This is a genomic window from Humitalea rosea, assembly GCF_003253705.1.
In the GTDB taxonomy this organism is placed as follows: domain Bacteria; phylum Pseudomonadota; class Alphaproteobacteria; order Acetobacterales; family Acetobacteraceae; genus Humitalea; species Humitalea rosea.
This window is the reverse complement of the sequence record NZ_QKYU01000026.1, coordinates 32,320-47,569: the sequence shown is the minus strand read 5'-3', so window position 1 is coordinate 47,569 and position 15,250 is coordinate 32,320. Positions and strand designations below refer to the sequence as shown.

28 protein-coding genes are annotated in these 15,250 nt (G+C 65.1%); all 28 read right to left on the bottom strand.

The annotated features are described in order from the left end of the window. Positions 1 to 4 precede the first annotated feature (4 nt). Positions 5 to 430: a 50S ribosomal protein L17 gene (rplQ, locus tag C8P66_RS19140; RefSeq protein ID WP_111399891.1), complete on the bottom strand. Its 426-nt coding sequence runs from the start codon at positions 428 to 430 to the stop codon at positions 5 to 7. A 27-nt stretch (positions 431 to 457) separates the two neighbouring features. Continuing rightward, positions 458 to 1,474, bottom strand: a complete 1,017-nt coding sequence (locus C8P66_RS19135; RefSeq protein ID WP_111399890.1) for a DNA-directed RNA polymerase subunit alpha — start codon at positions 1,472 to 1,474, stop codon at positions 458 to 460. A gap of 13 nt (positions 1,475 to 1,487) precedes the next feature. After that, on the bottom strand, positions 1,488 to 1,895 hold the full coding sequence (gene rpsK, locus C8P66_RS19130) for a 30S ribosomal protein S11 (protein ID WP_111399889.1): 408 nt from the start codon (positions 1,893 to 1,895) through the stop codon (positions 1,488 to 1,490). Further along, a complete protein-coding gene (gene rpsM / locus C8P66_RS19125) occupies positions 1,895 to 2,272 on the bottom strand; it encodes a 30S ribosomal protein S13 (protein WP_111399888.1) in 378 nt (125 codons plus the stop codon). Before rpsM ends, rpsK begins: the two co-directional genes overlap by 1 nt. Before the next feature lie 178 nt (positions 2,273 to 2,450). Then, entirely contained in the window at positions 2,451 to 3,113 is a 663-nt protein-coding gene (locus tag C8P66_RS19120) for an adenylate kinase (RefSeq protein WP_111399910.1), read from the bottom strand. Positions 3,114 to 3,127: 14 nt separating this feature from the next. Beyond that, positions 3,128 to 4,483, bottom strand: a complete 1,356-nt coding sequence (gene secY, locus C8P66_RS19115) for a preprotein translocase subunit SecY (protein ID WP_111399887.1) — start codon at positions 4,481 to 4,483, stop codon at positions 3,128 to 3,130. A gap of 102 nt (positions 4,484 to 4,585) precedes the next feature. Next, positions 4,586 to 5,077 carry a 50S ribosomal protein L15 gene (rplO, locus tag C8P66_RS19110; protein WP_111399886.1) on the bottom strand — a complete coding sequence of 164 codons (492 nt, stop codon included), beginning with the start codon at positions 5,075 to 5,077 and terminating at the stop codon, positions 4,586 to 4,588. A 4-nt stretch (positions 5,078 to 5,081) separates the two neighbouring features. Beyond that, the gene (rpmD, locus tag C8P66_RS19105; protein WP_111399885.1) at positions 5,082 to 5,273 is read right to left on the bottom strand and encodes a 50S ribosomal protein L30; all 192 of its coding nucleotides are present in this window, start codon (positions 5,271 to 5,273) and stop codon (positions 5,082 to 5,084) included. Next, positions 5,266 to 5,907, bottom strand: a complete 642-nt coding sequence (gene rpsE, locus C8P66_RS19100; protein ID WP_111399884.1) for a 30S ribosomal protein S5 — start codon at positions 5,905 to 5,907, stop codon at positions 5,266 to 5,268. Before rpsE ends, rpmD begins: the two co-directional genes overlap by 8 nt. 11 nt (positions 5,908 to 5,918) lie before the next feature. Next, entirely contained in the window at positions 5,919 to 6,278 is a 360-nt protein-coding gene (gene rplR, locus C8P66_RS19095) for a 50S ribosomal protein L18 (protein WP_111399883.1), read from the bottom strand. Beyond that, the gene (rplF, locus tag C8P66_RS19090; protein WP_111399882.1) at positions 6,278 to 6,811 is read right to left on the bottom strand and encodes a 50S ribosomal protein L6; all 534 of its coding nucleotides are present in this window, start codon (positions 6,809 to 6,811) and stop codon (positions 6,278 to 6,280) included. Before rplF ends, rplR begins: the two co-directional genes overlap by 1 nt. A 16-nt stretch (positions 6,812 to 6,827) precedes the next feature. Beyond that, the gene (rpsH, locus tag C8P66_RS19085; RefSeq protein ID WP_111399881.1) at positions 6,828 to 7,226 is read right to left on the bottom strand and encodes a 30S ribosomal protein S8; all 399 of its coding nucleotides are present in this window, start codon (positions 7,224 to 7,226) and stop codon (positions 6,828 to 6,830) included. A gap of 10 nt (positions 7,227 to 7,236) precedes the next feature. Further along, a complete protein-coding gene (gene rpsN, locus C8P66_RS19080) occupies positions 7,237 to 7,542 on the bottom strand; it encodes a 30S ribosomal protein S14 (protein ID WP_111399880.1) in 306 nt (101 codons plus the stop codon). A gap of 54 nt (positions 7,543 to 7,596) precedes the next feature. Next, positions 7,597 to 8,157, bottom strand: coding sequence for a 50S ribosomal protein L5 (rplE, locus tag C8P66_RS19075; protein ID WP_111399879.1), 561 nt, complete (start codon positions 8,155 to 8,157; stop codon positions 7,597 to 7,599). Then, positions 8,154 to 8,474 (bottom strand): 50S ribosomal protein L24, encoded by a 321-nt coding sequence (gene rplX / locus C8P66_RS19070; protein WP_111399878.1) that lies wholly within the window; start codon positions 8,472 to 8,474, stop codon positions 8,154 to 8,156. Before rplX ends, rplE begins: the two co-directional genes overlap by 4 nt. Then, positions 8,474 to 8,842, bottom strand: a complete 369-nt coding sequence (rplN, locus tag C8P66_RS19065) for a 50S ribosomal protein L14 (RefSeq protein ID WP_111399877.1) — start codon at positions 8,840 to 8,842, stop codon at positions 8,474 to 8,476. Before rplN ends, rplX begins: the two co-directional genes overlap by 1 nt. A 12-nt stretch (positions 8,843 to 8,854) precedes the next feature. Further along, positions 8,855 to 9,145 (bottom strand): 30S ribosomal protein S17, encoded by a 291-nt coding sequence (rpsQ, locus tag C8P66_RS19060; protein WP_111399876.1) that lies wholly within the window; start codon positions 9,143 to 9,145, stop codon positions 8,855 to 8,857. Positions 9,146 to 9,161: 16 nt separating this feature from the next. Continuing rightward, positions 9,162 to 9,371: a 50S ribosomal protein L29 gene (gene rpmC, locus C8P66_RS19055; RefSeq protein WP_111399875.1), complete on the bottom strand. Its 210-nt coding sequence runs from the start codon at positions 9,369 to 9,371 to the stop codon at positions 9,162 to 9,164. A gap of 2 nt (positions 9,372 to 9,373) precedes the next feature. Then, positions 9,374 to 9,793, bottom strand: coding sequence for a 50S ribosomal protein L16 (rplP, locus tag C8P66_RS19050; RefSeq protein WP_111399874.1), 420 nt, complete (start codon positions 9,791 to 9,793; stop codon positions 9,374 to 9,376). Between the two features lie 25 nt (positions 9,794 to 9,818). Next, positions 9,819 to 10,511: a 30S ribosomal protein S3 gene (gene rpsC, locus C8P66_RS19045; protein WP_111399873.1), complete on the bottom strand. Its 693-nt coding sequence runs from the start codon at positions 10,509 to 10,511 to the stop codon at positions 9,819 to 9,821. Beyond that, on the bottom strand, positions 10,511 to 10,915 hold the full coding sequence (gene rplV, locus C8P66_RS19040) for a 50S ribosomal protein L22 (RefSeq protein WP_111399872.1): 405 nt from the start codon (positions 10,913 to 10,915) through the stop codon (positions 10,511 to 10,513). Before rplV ends, rpsC begins: the two co-directional genes overlap by 1 nt. A 1-nt stretch (position 10,916) precedes the next feature. After that, a complete protein-coding gene (rpsS, locus tag C8P66_RS19035) occupies positions 10,917 to 11,195 on the bottom strand; it encodes a 30S ribosomal protein S19 (protein ID WP_111399871.1) in 279 nt (92 codons plus the stop codon). Between the two features lie 5 nt (positions 11,196 to 11,200). Next, complete coding sequence (gene rplB / locus C8P66_RS19030) at positions 11,201 to 12,034, bottom strand: 50S ribosomal protein L2 (protein ID WP_111399870.1); 834 nt, start codon at positions 12,032 to 12,034, stop codon at positions 11,201 to 11,203. A gap of 4 nt (positions 12,035 to 12,038) precedes the next feature. Continuing rightward, positions 12,039 to 12,335, bottom strand: a complete 297-nt coding sequence (locus C8P66_RS19025; RefSeq protein ID WP_456303650.1) for a 50S ribosomal protein L23 — start codon at positions 12,333 to 12,335, stop codon at positions 12,039 to 12,041. 32 nt (positions 12,336 to 12,367) lie between these two features. Beyond that, positions 12,368 to 12,988: a 50S ribosomal protein L4 gene (gene rplD / locus C8P66_RS19020; RefSeq protein WP_111399868.1), complete on the bottom strand. Its 621-nt coding sequence runs from the start codon at positions 12,986 to 12,988 to the stop codon at positions 12,368 to 12,370. 14 nt (positions 12,989 to 13,002) lie between these two features. Beyond that, positions 13,003 to 13,686: a 50S ribosomal protein L3 gene (gene rplC / locus C8P66_RS19015; protein WP_111399867.1), complete on the bottom strand. Its 684-nt coding sequence runs from the start codon at positions 13,684 to 13,686 to the stop codon at positions 13,003 to 13,005. 10 nt (positions 13,687 to 13,696) lie between these two features. Next, positions 13,697 to 14,005, bottom strand: a complete 309-nt coding sequence (rpsJ, locus tag C8P66_RS19010) for a 30S ribosomal protein S10 (protein ID WP_027285682.1) — start codon at positions 14,003 to 14,005, stop codon at positions 13,697 to 13,699. Positions 14,006 to 14,032: 27 nt separating this feature from the next. Continuing rightward, a complete protein-coding gene (gene tuf / locus C8P66_RS19005) occupies positions 14,033 to 15,220 on the bottom strand; it encodes an elongation factor Tu (protein WP_111399856.1) in 1,188 nt (395 codons plus the stop codon). Positions 15,221 to 15,250: the final 30 nt, after the last annotated feature.

Genomic DNA, 15,250 nt, shown 5'->3' with positions numbered 1-15,250 from the left:
CGGATCAGCCCTGGTCGTCGTCCTCGCTCGCCGCCTCGGGGCGGGGACCGGAGTCCAGGCCCTTGGCGGCAGTGTCGCGATCGACCAGCTCGATCACCGCCATGTCGGCGGCATCGCCGTAGCGCATGCCGGCCTTCAGGACGCGGCAATAGCCACCGGTACGACCCTTGTAGCGGTCGGCGATGGTGGTGAAGAGCTTGTCCACGATCCGCTCATCGCGGATCACCGCATAGGCCTGACGCCGGGCATGGAGCCCGCCGCGCTTGCCGAGGGTGATCACCTTCTCGACGTAGGGCCGGAGCTCCTTCGCCTTGGGAAGGGTCGTGGTGATCTGTTCGTGCTTGATCAGCGCCGTCGCCATGCTGCGAAGCATGGCAAATCGGTGGCTGGTGGTAACGCCGAGCTTACGGCCGGCAACTCCGTGACGCATTGTCTTATCCTATCCGGTGCCAGCTGCTCAGAACGGCTCTTCAATCTTCTTGGCGAGGTCTTCGATGTTCTCGGGGGGCCAGCCGGTCACGGCCATGCCGAGACCCAGGCCCATCGAGGCGAGGACTTCCTTGATCTCATTCAGCGACTTGCGCCCGAAATTCGGGGTGCGGAGCATTTCCTGCTCGGTCTTCTGAACCAGATCGCCAATATAGACGATGTTGTCGTTCTTCAGGCAGTTCGCGCTGCGGACCGACAGTTCCAGCTCGTCCACCTTGCGCAGCAGGTGACGGTTGAAGCCCAGGTCTTCCTCGACTTCCGCCGCCTTGAACTGCGTCGGCTCGTCGAAGTTGATGAAGAGCTGCAACTGGTCCTGCAACACGCGGGCGGCGACGGCCAGAGCGTCATCGGGAGCGACGGTGCCGTCGGTCTCGATGGTCAGCACCAGCTTGTCGTAGTCGGTGCGCTGACCCACGCGGGTCGGCTCCACCTTGTACGCCACGCGGCGGACCGGGCTGTAGATCGCATCCACCGGGATCAGACCGATGGGGGCATCCTCGGGCCGGTTCTCGGCGGCGGGGACATAGCCGCGGCCGATGTCGATGGTCAGTTCCATCGACAGCTTGGCGCCTTCGTCCAGCGTGCAGATGACCAGATCCGGGTTCGAGATCTCGATATCCCCGGTGGTCTGGATCTGGCCGGCGGTGACTTCGCCAGGACCGGTCGCGGTGAGCTGGAGGCGCTTCGGCCCCTCGCCCGGCATCCGGATCGCAAGCTTCTTGATGTTCAGGACGATGTCCGTGACATCCTCACGCACGCCCGAAAGCGCGCTGAACTCATGCAGGGCGCCATCGATGCGGATCGCCGTGACTGCCGCGCCCTGAAGGGACGACAGCAGCACGCGCCGCAGCGCATTGCCGAGGGTGACGCCGAAGCCGCGTTCCAGCGGCTCGGCGACAATGGTGGCGGTGCGATTGGGATCGTTCCCCGGCTCGACGTCGAGCTTCTCGGGGTGGATCAGGTCGCGCCAGTTGCGTTCGAGCAAGTGCTTCTCCTCCTCAGACGCGCCGGCGCTTGCGCGGACGGCAGCCGTTATGGGGGATCGGCGTCACATCGCGGATGGCGGTCACGTAGAAACCGACCGCCTGCAAGGCGCGCAGCGCCGACTCACGGCCCGAGCCCGGACCAGAGACGTGAATCTCGACCGTCTCCATGCCGTGCTCGCGGGCCTTCTTGCCCGCATCCTCGGCCGCGACCTGCGCGGCATAGGGGGTGGACTTGCGGCTGCCCTTGAAGCCCTGGCTACCGGCCGAGGACCAGGCGATCGCATTGCCCTGCGCATCGGCGATGGTGACGATGGTGTTGTTGAAGGAGGCCAGCACGTGGGCGACGCCGGAGGAGATGTTCTTCCTCTCCTTGCGCTTCACGGGGCCGCGGGCCGCGCCCGCGCGGGGTTCGCGAGCCATTACTTGGTCACCTTCTTCTTGCCGGCGATCGCGACCGCCTTGCCCTTGCGGGTACGCGCATTCGTATGGGTGCGCTGGCCGCGGACCGGAAGGCCCTTGCGGTGACGCAGGCCGCGGTAGCAGGCCATGTCCATGAGGCGCTTCTTGTTCATCGCCTCTTCACGGCGAAGGTCGCCCTCGACGCGGTAATCACGGTCCACGACTTCGCGGATCTTCATGATCTCTTCGTCGGTGAGCTGGTTCACCCGGCGATCCTCAGGGATCTTGAGGCTTTCACAGATCACCTTCGCATTGCTCGGGCCGATGCCGAAGATGTAGCGGAGGGAGATGAGAACCCGCTTGTTGGCGGGGATGTTCACGCCGGCGATACGCGCCACTGGTGTCACTCCTGGGGGCCGAAGCCCGCGATTGGCCCCGCCCCGGAACCGGGGCGGCAGCGGTGGGTCTTGAGGTGATCCTCACGCAGGCCCCAAGTCGGGCATACGCAAATACGCGCGCGGCCGGGTTGGGCCCGTCCGTGCGAGAGGGGGCGGTTAGACCCCTATGGCGTCGGAGTCAAGCCGAGGCGTGCGTCTTGGCCAGAATCGCGTCGATCTGCGTGGCGACATCGGCCATCTCGGCCATGCCATCCACCGTCTCCAACCGCCCACGGGCGGCGTAATAGGGCAGCAGCGGCGCGGTCTGGCGGTGGTAGGCCTCCAGCCGCGCGGCCACGAGCTCGGCCTTGTCGTCGGCGCGACGGATGAAACCCGTGCTGCCGCAGACGTCGCAGACGCCGGCCTGGGCCGTCGGCTTGAAGCGGTCGTGGTAGCCCGCACCGCATTTGGCGCAGGTGAAGCGGCCGGCGATGCGTTCGACCAGCGCCGCGTCATCGACCTTCAACTCGATCACATGGTCCAGCGTCAGCCCCTTCTCGGCCAGCACCGAGTCCAGCGCCTCCGCCTGCGGCAGCGTGCGGGGGAAGCCGTCCAGGATGAACCCCCGCGCGCAATCGGGCATGGCGACCCGCCGGGCCAGCATCGCCGTGATGATGCTGTCCGGCACCAGGCCACCGGCCTCCATGATCGCCTTGGCCTCGGCGCCGACCTGGCTGCCGGACTTCACCTCGGCCCGCAGCATGTCGCCGGTCGAGATCTGCGCGATCCCGTGCTTGTCCTCAAGCCGCTTGGCCTGGGTTCCCTTGCCCGCGCCCGGCGGTCCCAGAAGGATCAGGTTCATCGCGTCTTGCTCCATCAGCGTCGGTTCGGCTGGCCACGCCCGCCAAGACGGGCCTTTTTGATCAGCCCCTCGTACTGGTGCGCGAACAGGTGGGATTGCACCTGCGCCACTGTGTCCATCGTGACAGAGACGATGATCAAAAGGGAAGTGCCGCCGAAGTAGAAGGGCACGCCATACTGCGAAATCAAAATCTCAGGAATGATGCAGACCAAGGAAAGATAGATCGCACCGATGGCCGTCAGTCGCGTCAGCACCCGATCGAGATAGTCAGCGGTGCTTTGGCCGGGGCGGATACCGGGGATGAAGCCGCCGTATTTCTTGAGATTATCGGCGGTTTCGACCGGGTTGAACACCACGGCGGTGTAAAAGAACGCGAAGAACACGATCAGCGCGACATAGAGCGCCATGTACAGCGGCTGCCCATGCGCGAGCCAGGCCGCCACCACCGAGACCCAGCTATCCGCCGCACGGTCACCGAAGCCGGCGAAGGTCGCGGGCAGCAGCAGCAGCGAGGAGGCGAAGATCGGCGGGATCACGCCGGCGGTGTTCAGCTTCAGCGGCATATGGGTGTTTTCGCCGCCGAACATGCGGTTGCCCACCTGGCGCTTGGGATATTGCACCGGGATGCGCCGCTGGGCGCGTTCCACGAAGACCACCAGCGCGATGACGCCAAGCGCCATCACCATGAAGAACAGGATGAAGACCGGCGACAACGCGCCCGTCCGCCCGAGTTCCAGGGTCGAGGCCATCGAGGACGGCAGGTTGGCGACGATGCCAGCGAAGATGATCAGGCTGATGCCATTGCCGACGCCGCGGGCGGTGATCTGCTCGCCCAGCCACATCAGGAACATGGTGCCGCCGACCAGGGTGATGACCGAGGAGGCGATGAAGAAGGGCCCGGGATCGGAGACCGCAGGGCCGAAATTGCCGCGCATCGACTCCAGGCCGACCGCGATGCCATAGGCCTGGAACAGCGCGATCACGAGGGTCAGGTAGCGGGTGTACTGGTTCAGCTTCTTGCGGCCGGATTCGCCCTCTTTCTTGAGGGTTTCCCAGGCCGGGATCGCCGCGGTCATCAGCTGCACGATGATGCTGGCGCTGATGTAGGGCATGATGTTCAGCGCGAAGACCGTCATCCGCCCGAGCGCGCCGCCCGAGAACATGTCGAACATGCCGAGCACGCCATTGCCGTGCTGGCGCAGGATGTCGGCCATGACGCTCGCATCCACGCCGGGCACCGGAACATAGGTGCCGATCCGATAGACGATGAGGGCGGCGAGGGTGAACCAGATGCGCTTCTTAAGCTCGGTGGCCTTGCTCAGCACGCCAAGATTCAGATTGCCCGCAAGCTGTTCTGCGGCGGAGGCCATGTCGGACGACCCTTCGATAAGACGAAAACGGCGCCGGCGGGAGGTCCCGCGCGGCGCCGCCTGGAAGTGAGTAGCCGACCCCCGGGGGGGTCGGCAAGCGGATCAGGCTTCCGGGGTCGGCTCGGCCTTGACCGCGGTCAAGGTGATGGTGCCGCCCGCGGCCTCGATCGCCGCCTTGGCGGCCGCCGAGGCGCCCGCGACGGTGATCGTGATCGCGCGGGTGATCTCGCCCTTGGCCAGCAGGCGAACGCCCGCCAGACCGGCCTTGGTCCGCACCACACCGGCGGCGCGCAGGGCGTCCTCGGTGATGGGCTCGCCGGCCACGAGACGGCCTTCCTCGATCGCGGCATTCAGAACGCCGATGTTCAGCGCTGCGAATTCGCGACGGAAGATGTTCACGAAGCCGCGCTTCGGCATACGCCGGTAGATCGGGAGCTGACCGCCCTCGAACCCGTTCAGCGACACACCGCTACGCGCCTTCTGACCCTTGACGCCACGGCCGCTGGTCTTGCCCTTGCCCGAGCCAATACCACGACCGACGCGCTTGAACTTGGGCCGCGCGCCCGCATTGTCGCGCAGTTCATTCAACTTCATCGGATTATCCCTCCACCTTGATCAGGTGGGCGACCTTGGCGATCATGCCGCGCACCGCGGGCGTATCTTCCAGCTCGCGCGACTTGCGGATCTTGTTCAACCCGAGGCCGATCAGCGTCCCCTTCTGCCCCGGCTTGCGGCCGAGGACAGAGGCGATCTGCGTGACCTTCACGGTCTTCTTGACGAGATCAGACACCAGCGGCCTCCCCCGTCTCGACGACCGCGGCGGCTTCACGCTTCTGCGGCAGCAGATCGGTGACCTTCTTGCCACGGCGCGCGGCCACGGCCCGGGGGCTCGTGCAGCGGCTGAGGGCGGAGAAGGTCGCCTTGACCATGTTGTGCGGGTTCGTGGTGCCGGTGCATTTGGCGACGACATCGCCCATGCCCAGCGTCTCGAACACCGCGCGCATCGGCCCACCGGCGATGATGCCCGTGCCGGCCGGGGCCGCACGAAGGATCACGCGCCCCGCGCCGAAATCACCGATCACGTCGTGATGCAGGGTCCGGCCCTCGCGCATCGGCACCTTGATCAGGCCACGCTTGGCCCGCTCGGTTGCCTTGCGGATGGCTTCGGGCACTTCACGTGCCTTGCCAGCCCCCCAGCCGACGCGGCCCTTCTCGTCACCGACGACGACCAGAGCGGCGAAGGAGAAGCGACGGCCACCCTTCACCACCTTGGCGACGCGATTGATGGTGACCAGCTTGTCCTTCAGCTCATCGCCCTGCTCACGCTCCGGCTGACGCTCCGGACCACGATCGCTGCGGCGACGACGGCGATCGCCCTCGCCACCACCTTCACCTGGGCCTGCAGCCCTTGGTTCCCGTGCCATCTAGATGCTCCTCAGAACGACAGCCCGCCCTCGCGGGCGCCGTCCGCCAGGGACTTGACCCGGCCATGATAGAGATAGGGACCGCGGTCGAAGACCACAGCCGTGACGCCGGCGGCCAGGGCGCGTTCCGCGACCAGCTTGCCGACGGCCGAGGCCGCATCCTTGTCCGCGCCGGTCTTGAGCGTCTCGCGCATCGGCTTTTCGATCGAAGACGCCGCGGCGAGGGTCCGCCCCTGGCTGTCGTCGATCACCTGCGCGTAGATGTGCTTGCCCGACCGGAAAACCGACAGGCGCACGCGCCCACCGCTCTTTTGCTTGAGTGAATAACGCAGACGCGACCGCCGCCGCGTCTCGAGAGCGAGCTTGTCCATTACTTCTTCTTGCCCTCCTTGCGACGGATGACTTCGTCCGTGTACTTCACGCCCTTGCCCTTGTAGGGCTCGGGGCCGCGATAACCGCGGATTTCAGCTGCCACCTGGCCAACCACCTGCTTGTCCGAACCCTCGACCTTGACCAAGGTCGGCTTCTCGCAGGTGATCTTGATGCCCTCGGGCACCTGGTAGCGGATTTCGTGGCTGTAGCCGAGGTTCAGGATCAGCTCCTTGCCCTGGACCGCGGCCTTGTAGCCGGTGCCGGTGATTTCCATCGACTTGCTGTAGCCGGTCGAAACACCAACAACCATCGTGTTGATCAGCGCCCGCGTGGTGCCCCACAGCGTGCGCGCCTGGCGATCCGAACCACGAGGGGCGACCGCCACCTCATTGTCCCGGATCTCCACATCAACATGATCGGTCAGGGCCAGCTTCAGCTCACCGAGCTTCCCCTTGGCCACGACGGTGCGGTCCATGAGCGACACAGTCACTCCGGCCGGCACCACCACAGGATATTTGCCTACGCGCGACATTTGCCCATGCCCTCCGTCAGAACACGCGGCAGAGGACTTCGCCGCCAACATTGGCGGCGCGGGCCTCATTGTCGCTCATCACGCCGCGCGGCGTGGAGAGGATCGAAATACCGAGACCATTGTACTCCTTCGGGAGCTCCTTGATCTTGGAATACACCCGACGCCCCGGCTTGGAGACGCGGCTGATTTCCTTGATGGCGGGCTCGCCCTCGGAATACTTCAGCTCGATGTGAAGGTTCTTGATGCCCGGACGAACGTCCTCGATGCGCCAGCCGCGGATGTAACCTTCCCGCTTCAGCACTTCCAGGAGATCGGCGCGGAGACGCGAGGCGGGCGAGACGAGCTTCGTCTGCCGCGCGGACTGCGCGTTGCGGATGCGGGTCAACAGATCGCCCACAGGATCGGATAGCGACATGCCGGGTCCCCTACCAGCTCGCCTTGACCATGCCGGGGATCTGGCCTGCGGAGGCGAGCTCCCGCAGCTGGATCCGGCAAAGCTTGAACTTGCGATAATTGCCGCGAGCGCGGCCCGTGATCTCGCAACGCAGACGGATGCGGTTCTGGGCACCGTTGCGCGGCAGCTGCGCGAGCTTCAGAGTCGCCTCGAAGCGCTCCTCGACCGGCAGCTCGCGATCCATCACGATCTCTTTCAAGGCAGCACGCTTGGGGGCAAAGGCTTTCGCCATCGCCTCGCGCCGCTTGTTCTTCATGATCGAAGATGTTTTCGCCATGACTGTCCTAACCCTCCGGAACCTGCCGCGGCGTGCGCGGCGGTTTTCCCAAACTCAGTTGATGAAAGGCAGATCGAAAGCCTTAAGCAGGGCCTTCGCTTCCTTGTCGGTCTTCGCCGTCGTCACGAACACGATGTCCATGCCGCGCACGGTGTCCACCTTGTCGTAGTTGATCTCGGGGAAGATGATCTGTTCCTTCAGGCCGAGCGCGAAATTGCCCCGCCCGTCGAAGCCCTTATTCCCCGGCAGGCCGCGGAAGTCACGCACGCGCGGCAGCGCGATGGTGACCAGGCGGTCCAGGAACTCGTACATCCGGGCGCGGCGCAAGGTGACCTTGCAGCCGATCGCCTGACCGGCACGGATCTTGAAGCCGGCGATCGCCTTCTTCGAGATCGTCTTGATCGGCTTCTGGCCGGCGATCATCATCATGTCGGCAAAGGCTGCATCCAGCTTCTTGCCATCGGCGGCGGCTTCGCCGACGCCCATGTTGATGACGATCTTCTCCAACTTCGGCACTTCCATCGGATTGCCGTAGTTGAATTCCTCGGCAAGCTTCTTCCGCACGACATCGCCGTACAGAATCTGCATCCGGGGAAGCTCGCGAGCTTCGCTCATGCGTCGATCACCTCGCCGGACGCCTTGGCGAACCGGACCTTCTTGCCGTCATCCAGAACCTTGAAGCCGACGCGGGTCGGCTTGTCGCCCTTGGGGTCCAGCAGCGCGAGGTTGGAGAGGTGGATGGGACCCTCCTTCTCGATGATGCCACCGGGCTTGCCCATGCCCTGCGGCTTCGTGTGCCGCTTGACCATGTTCACACCCTGCACGAAGGCGCGCACTTCCGTCGGCGAGATGCTGAGCACCTCTCCGCGCTTGCCCTTGTCGCGACCGGCCAGAACCTGAACCGTATCGCCCTTGCGGATCTTCGCAGCCATTACAGCACCTCCGGCGCCAGGGAGATGATCTTCATGTACTTCTTGGCCCGCAGCTCGCGCACGACCGGCCCGAAGATGCGGGTGCCGATCGGCTCGCCCTGCTTGTTGATCAGCACCGCGGCATTGCTGTCGAAGCGGATCGCGGAACCATCGTTGCGCCGCACCGGATAGGAGGTGCGGACGATGACGGCGCGATGCACCTCACCCTTCTTCACCTTGGCGCGGGGAATGGCATCCTTGATGGACACCACGATGATGTCACCGACGCCGGCGGTCCGACGCTTGGAACCGCCGAGCACCTTGATGCACATCACCCGGCGTGCGCCGGAATTGTCAGCCACGTCGAGGTGGCTTTCGGACTGGATCATCGGTCTGGCGCCTTATGCCGCAACAGCGGCGGTGGCGGCTTCGAAGCCCTCGGGCTTCGGCACCGTCTCGCCGTTCCGAGTGATCAGCAGCCAGGTCTTGGTCTTGCTGATCGGCCGGCATTCCTCGATCTGAACCAGCTCGCCGACCTGGGCGATGTTCAGCTCGTCATGCGCGGCGTAGCGCTTCGAGCGCCGGATGAACTTCTTGTAGAGCGGATGCATCACGCGACGTTCGATCAGGACCGTGATGGTCTTGTCCGTCTTGTCGCTGACGACCCGCCCGGTGAGGACGCGCTTCGGCATGGCCGGGGTCTCCTCTTCAGGCGCGTGTTGCGGCGGCGCGGTTGCGCTCACCGATGATGGTCTTGACCTTGGCAATGTCGCGGCGAACCACTTTCACGCGGCTCAACGCTTCCAGCTGCCCGGTCGCCCGCTGAAAGCGCAGGTTGAACTGCTCCTTCCGCAGGTCGAGCAGCATGGCCTGCAGCTCATCGGCCGATTTGGCCCGAACATCAACAATCTTCGTCATGATCAGGCCTCCGCGCCCAAACGCTGCACCAGCTTGGTCTTGATCGGCAGCTTGGCAGCACCGAGGGCAAGCGCCGCGCGGGCGGTTTCCAACGGCACGCCGTCGATCTCGAACATGATGCGACCGGGCTTCACCCGGCACACCCAGAATTCCGGGGCACCCTTGCCCGAGCCCATGCGGACTTCGGCGGGCTTGGTCGACACGGGGACGTCGGGGAAAATCCGGATCCAGACGCGGCCCGCACGCTTCATCTCACGCGTGATCGCGCGGCGAGCCGCCTCGATCTGGCGCGCGGTGATGCGCTCCGGCTCCAACGCCTTCAGGCCGAAGGCGCCGAAGTTCAGCGTGAAGCCGGCACGGGCGATACCCTTGATCCGACCCTTATGCGCCTTGCGGTAGGTCGTGCGCTTTGGTTGCAACATCGTCGTTCAGCCTTACCGATCTCTCTCAGCGCTGCGGGGCTTGTTCGGCCGCGCGCTTGTCCTGCGCCATCGGGTCGTGTGCGAGGATCTCGCCCTTGAAGATCCAGACCTTCACGCCGCAAGTGCCATAGGTGGTCTTCGCCGTGGCCACGCCGAAGTCGATGTCGGCGCGCAGCGTGTGCAAGGGCACGCGGCCTTCGCGATACCACTCCATACGCGCGATCTCAGCACCGCCCAACCGGCCGGAGCAGTTGATCCGGATGCCACCGGCCCCCAGACGCATCGCCGACTGCACCGCGCGCTTCATCGCACGGCGGAAGGCCACGCGACGCTCGAGCTGCTGGGCGATGGACTCCGCGACCAGCGTGCTGTCGATCTCCGGCTTGCGGATTTCGACGATGTTCAGCGAAACCTCGGCGCCGGCCAGCTTGGCCATGTCCTGGCGCAGCTTTTCGATGTCCGCGCCCTTCTTGCCGATCACCACACCCGGACGCGCCGCGTGGATGGTGATGCGGGGCTTCTTGGCCGGACGCTCGATCACGACGCGGGAGACGCCCGCGCCCTTCAGCCGCTCACGCAGCGTGTTGCGCAGCTTGAGGTCGGCATGCAGCAGGGCCGCATAGCCACCGGGGCCACGGCCCGCATTGGCGTACCAGCGGCTGTCCCAGGTGCGATTGACGCCGAGCCGCAGCCCGATCGGATTGACCTTGTGACCCATTACGCGGCCTCCCCCTGCGAGGCGGCGGCAACTTGCGCCTGCTCGGCAACCACGATTTTCAAATGGCTGAACCACTTCTCGACACGCGCCGCCTTGCCGCGACCGCGGGCCTGGAAGCGCTTCATGACCATGCTGCGGCCCACCTCGGCACGCGCCACAACCAGACGATCGACGTCCAGTTGGTGGTTGTTCTCGGCATTGGCGATCGCGCTTTCGAGCGTCTTCTTCACAGTCTGCGCGATGCGCTTCTTGCTGAAGGCGAGATGCGCGATCGCGTCCTGCGCCTTGGCGCCGCGAATCATCGCGGCCACCAGGTTCAGCTTGGTCGGCGAGACCCGAATGTTCTTCAGGATCGCCTGGGCCTCGGTCTCAGGAAGACCGCGGGGATGATTCGGCTTGCTCATGTCAGCCCCGCTTCGCCTTCTTGTCCGACGAATGGCCGGTAAAGGTCCGCGTCGGCGAGAATTCGCCGAACTTGTGACCGACCATGTTCTCCGACACCTGCACGGGAATGAACTTCTTCCCGTTGTAGACGCCAAAGGTCAGCCCGACGAACTGCGGCAGGATCGTGCTGCGACGAGACCAGATCTTGATGATCTCGCTCCGCTTGCTCTCCCGGGCCGCATCCGCCTTGCCCAGCAGGTAGCCGTCAACGAACGGCCCCTTCCAAATGCTGCGCGCCATGGCGATCAGCCCTTCTTCACGGAAGCGCGGCGGACGATCAGGCTGTCCGTGCGCTTGTTGTTGCGCGTCTTGAAGCCCTTGGTCGGCTTGCCCCAAGGCGTCACGGGATGACGACCGCCGCTGGTGCGGCCCTCGCCGCCGCCGTGCGGGTGATCGACCGGGTTCATGACGACGCCGCGCTGATGCGGCTTGCGGCCGAGCCAACGGCTGCGACCGGCCTTGCCGAGTTCCTGGTTCTGGTTGTCCGGGTTGGACACCGCACCGATCGTCGCCATGCATTCGCCGCGCAGCAGGCGGACTTCGCCCGACTGCAGCTTGACCTGCACGTAGCCGCTGTCCTTGCCCACGAGCTGGGAGAAGGTCCCGGCCGAACGCGACATCTTGCCGCCGGCGCCGGGCTTCATCTCGATGTTGTGGATGATCGTCCCGACCGGGATCGCACCCATCGGCATCGCATTGCCAGGCTTGATGTCGGCCTTGAGGCCGGCCACCACCGAATCGCCCACCTTGAGGCGCTGCGGCGCGATGATGTAGGCGAGCTCGCCATCCTCATACTTCAGCAGCGCGATGAAGGCCGTGCGGTTGGGATCGTATTCGATCCGCTCCACGACGCCCGGCACATCGAACTTGCGACGCTTGAAATCGATGATGCGGTAGGTCTGCTTGTGTCCACCCCCACGAAACCGCACGGTGATGCGGCCGTGGTTGTTGCGCCCGCCCGAGGAGGAAAGCCCCTCGGTCAGGCCCTTCACGGGCTTGCCCTTCCACAGATCGGACCGGTCGATCAGCACCGTGCCGCGAAGCGACGGGGTGACCGGGTTAAAGCTTTTCATCGCCATGGCGTCACGCAAGCCCCGTCGTCAGGTCGATGCTCTGCCCGGCTTCAAGCCGGATCATCGCCTTCTTCCAATCAGAACGCTGGCCGGGCCGTCCCTTGAAACGCTTGGACTTGCCCTTGACCACCAGCGTGTTCACCGCCAGCACCGTGACGCCGAACAGGCCTTCGACCGCGGCCTTGATCTCGGGCTTGGACGCCTCGAGCGGCACGCGGAAGACGATCTGGCCGGTCTCGGACAGCATCGTCGCCTTTTCGGTCACCAGCGGTGACAGGATGGTCTGGTACATCTTCTCGCGGGAGATGACCGTCTTGGCCGCCCGCCTCTGAACTTCGCTCACGACAGCCGCTCCTTCAGGGCCTCGACGCCGGCGCGGGTGACCGCGAGGACGTCGTGGTTGAGGATGTCGTACACATTGGCGCCGATGGTCGGCAGCACATGCACGTTCGGCAGGTTGCTCACGACGCGGCCGAAGTTCTCATCGACCAGCGCATCGACAACCAGCGCCGTCTTCCAGCCCAGCGCCTTGACCTTGGCGGCCATGGCGGAGGTCTTGGCGTCCGACCCGGCCGAAGCCATGTCGAGCACGATAAGCTTGCCCTCGGCGGCCTTCTGGCTGAGCGCGCTGATCAGGCCCAGACGACGGACCTTCTTGTTCAGGCTGTAGCCGTGGTCGCGCACGACCGGCCCATGCACGATGCCGCCCTTGCGGAACTGCGGTGCGCGGAGCGAGCCCTGACGGGCGTTGCCCGTGCCCTTCTGGCGGTACGGCTTCTTGGTCGTGCCGGACACTTCGCCCATGCCCTTGACCTTGTGCGTGCCGGCACGGCGCTTTGCGAGCTGCCAGTGAACGACGCGCGCCATGATGTCGGCACGAGGAGCGGAGCCGAACAGCTCGGCGGGGAGATCAATCTCCCCCGCCGCGGCATTGTCCAGCGAGATGACGGGAAGTTGCATGTTCAGGGCGCCCCTTACGCCGCAGCCGTCGGATAGGGCGCATCGGCGTGCCGCTTGCGCTTCACCGCGTCCTTAACCATCACATAGCTGCCCTTGGCGCCAGGCACCGCGCCCTTGACCAGAAGCAGACCCTTCTCGAGGTCGTAGCCCGCGATCACCAGGTTCTGGGTGGTCACGCGCTCGGAGCCGAGATGGCCCGCCATCTTCTTGTTCTTGAAGGTCTTGCCCGGATCCTGACGGTTGCCCGTCGAACCATGGCTACGATGGCTGACCGACACGCCATGCGACGCCTCGAGACCCGAGAAGTTCCAGCGCTTCATCGCGCCGGCAAATCCCTTGCCCTTGGTGATGCCGACGACGTCGACGATCTGGCCCTTCACGTAATGTGCGGGCGAAACCTTGGCGCCGATGTCCAGCACCGCATCGGGAGCGACGCGGAATTCGAAGATCTTCTGGGGAGCCTCGACGCCGAGCTTGGCGAAGGCACCCTTGTTGGGCTTCGAGACGGTCTTCGCCTTGGCGTGGCCAATGCCGATCTGCAGCGCGACATAGCTGTCGCGTTCGTCCGAGCGCTGGCCGACGACACGGGTGTCATCGACGTGAAGAACAGTGACGGGGATGGTGGAGCCATCCTCGTTGAACACGCGGCTCATGCCGAGCTTGCGTGCGACCAGGCCGGTCCGGCCATAGGTAGCCATGACGTCGTCCTCAGATCTTGATTTCGACGTCCACGCCGGAGGCCAGATCGAGCTTCATCAGCGCGTCCACGGTCTGCGGAGTGGGGTCGACGATGTCGAGGAGCCGGCGGTGCGTCCGAATTTCGAACTGCTCCCGGCTCTTCTTGTCCACGTGCGGCGAGCGGTTCACGGTGAAGCGCTCGATCTGCGTGGGCAGGGGAATGGGACCACGGACCCGCGCGCCCGTGCGCTTGGCCGTGTTCACGATCTCCCGCGTGCTGCCATCCAGCACGCGGTGATCGAACGCCTTGAGGCGGATGCGGATATTCTGGCTGTCCATGGCGATGGGCCTGTTCGTCCTTCCGACCTACTTCTCGATCTTCGCGACGACGCCCGCACCGACGGTGCGGCCACCTTCGCGGATCGCGAAGCGCAGACCTTCATCCATGGCGATCGGCGCGATCAATTCGACGCTCATCGTCACATTGTCGCCCGGCATCACCATCTCCACACCTTCCGGCAGCTGCACCACACCCGTCACATCCGTCGTGCGGAAGTAGAACTGCGGACGGTAGTTGGTGAAGAACGGGGTATGACGCCCGCCCTCTTCCTTCGTCAGCACATAGGCTTCGGCGCTGAACTTCGTGTGCGGCGTGATCGAGCCCGGCGCGGCCAGAACCTGCCCGCGCTCCACATCCTCACGCTTCGTGCCACGCAGCAGCGCGCCGATGTTGTCGCCCGCCTGCCCAGAGTCCAGCAGCTTGCGGAACATCTCGACGCCGGTGACCGTCGTCTTGACCGTCGCCTTCAGCCCGATGATCTCGACTTCCTCGCCGACCTTCACCACGCCGCGCTCGACCCGACCCGTCACCACCGTGCCGCGGCCAGAGATCGAGAACACATCCTCGACCGGCATCAGGAACGGACGGTCCATCGCCCGCACCGGCTGCGGGATATAGGCATCCACCGCCGCCATCAGCTTCAGGATCGCCTGCTCCCCCTTCTCCGGGTCCTTGTCCTCCAGCGCCATCAGCGCCGAGCCATGGATGATCGGAATGTCGTCGCCCGGGTACTGGTAGGACGAAAGCAGCTCGCGCACTTCCATCTCCACCAGTTCCAGCAGGTCGGGATCGGCCATGTCGGTCTTGTTCAGGAACACCACCAGCGCCGGCACGCCGACCTGGCGCGCCAGCAGGATGTGCTCGCGCGTCTGCGGCATCGGGCCGTCCGCCGCCGAAACCACCAGGATCGCGCCGTCCATCTGCGCCGCACCCGTGATCATGTTCTTCACGTAATCCGCGTGACCCGGGCAATCGACATGCGCGTAGTGACGGTTCGCCGTCTCATACTCCACATGCGCCGTCGAGATCGTGATCCCGCGCGCACGCTCCTCCGGTGCCTTGTCGATCTGGTCATACGCCGTGTAGGTCGCACCGCCCGACTTCGCCAGAACCTTGGTGATCGCCGCCGTCAGCGACGTCTTGCCATGATCCACATGCCCGATCGTGCCGATGTTGCAGTGCGGCTTGTTCCGCTCAAACTTCGCCTTGGCCATCGTAATCTATCCCTCGAATCGGGTTCTGCG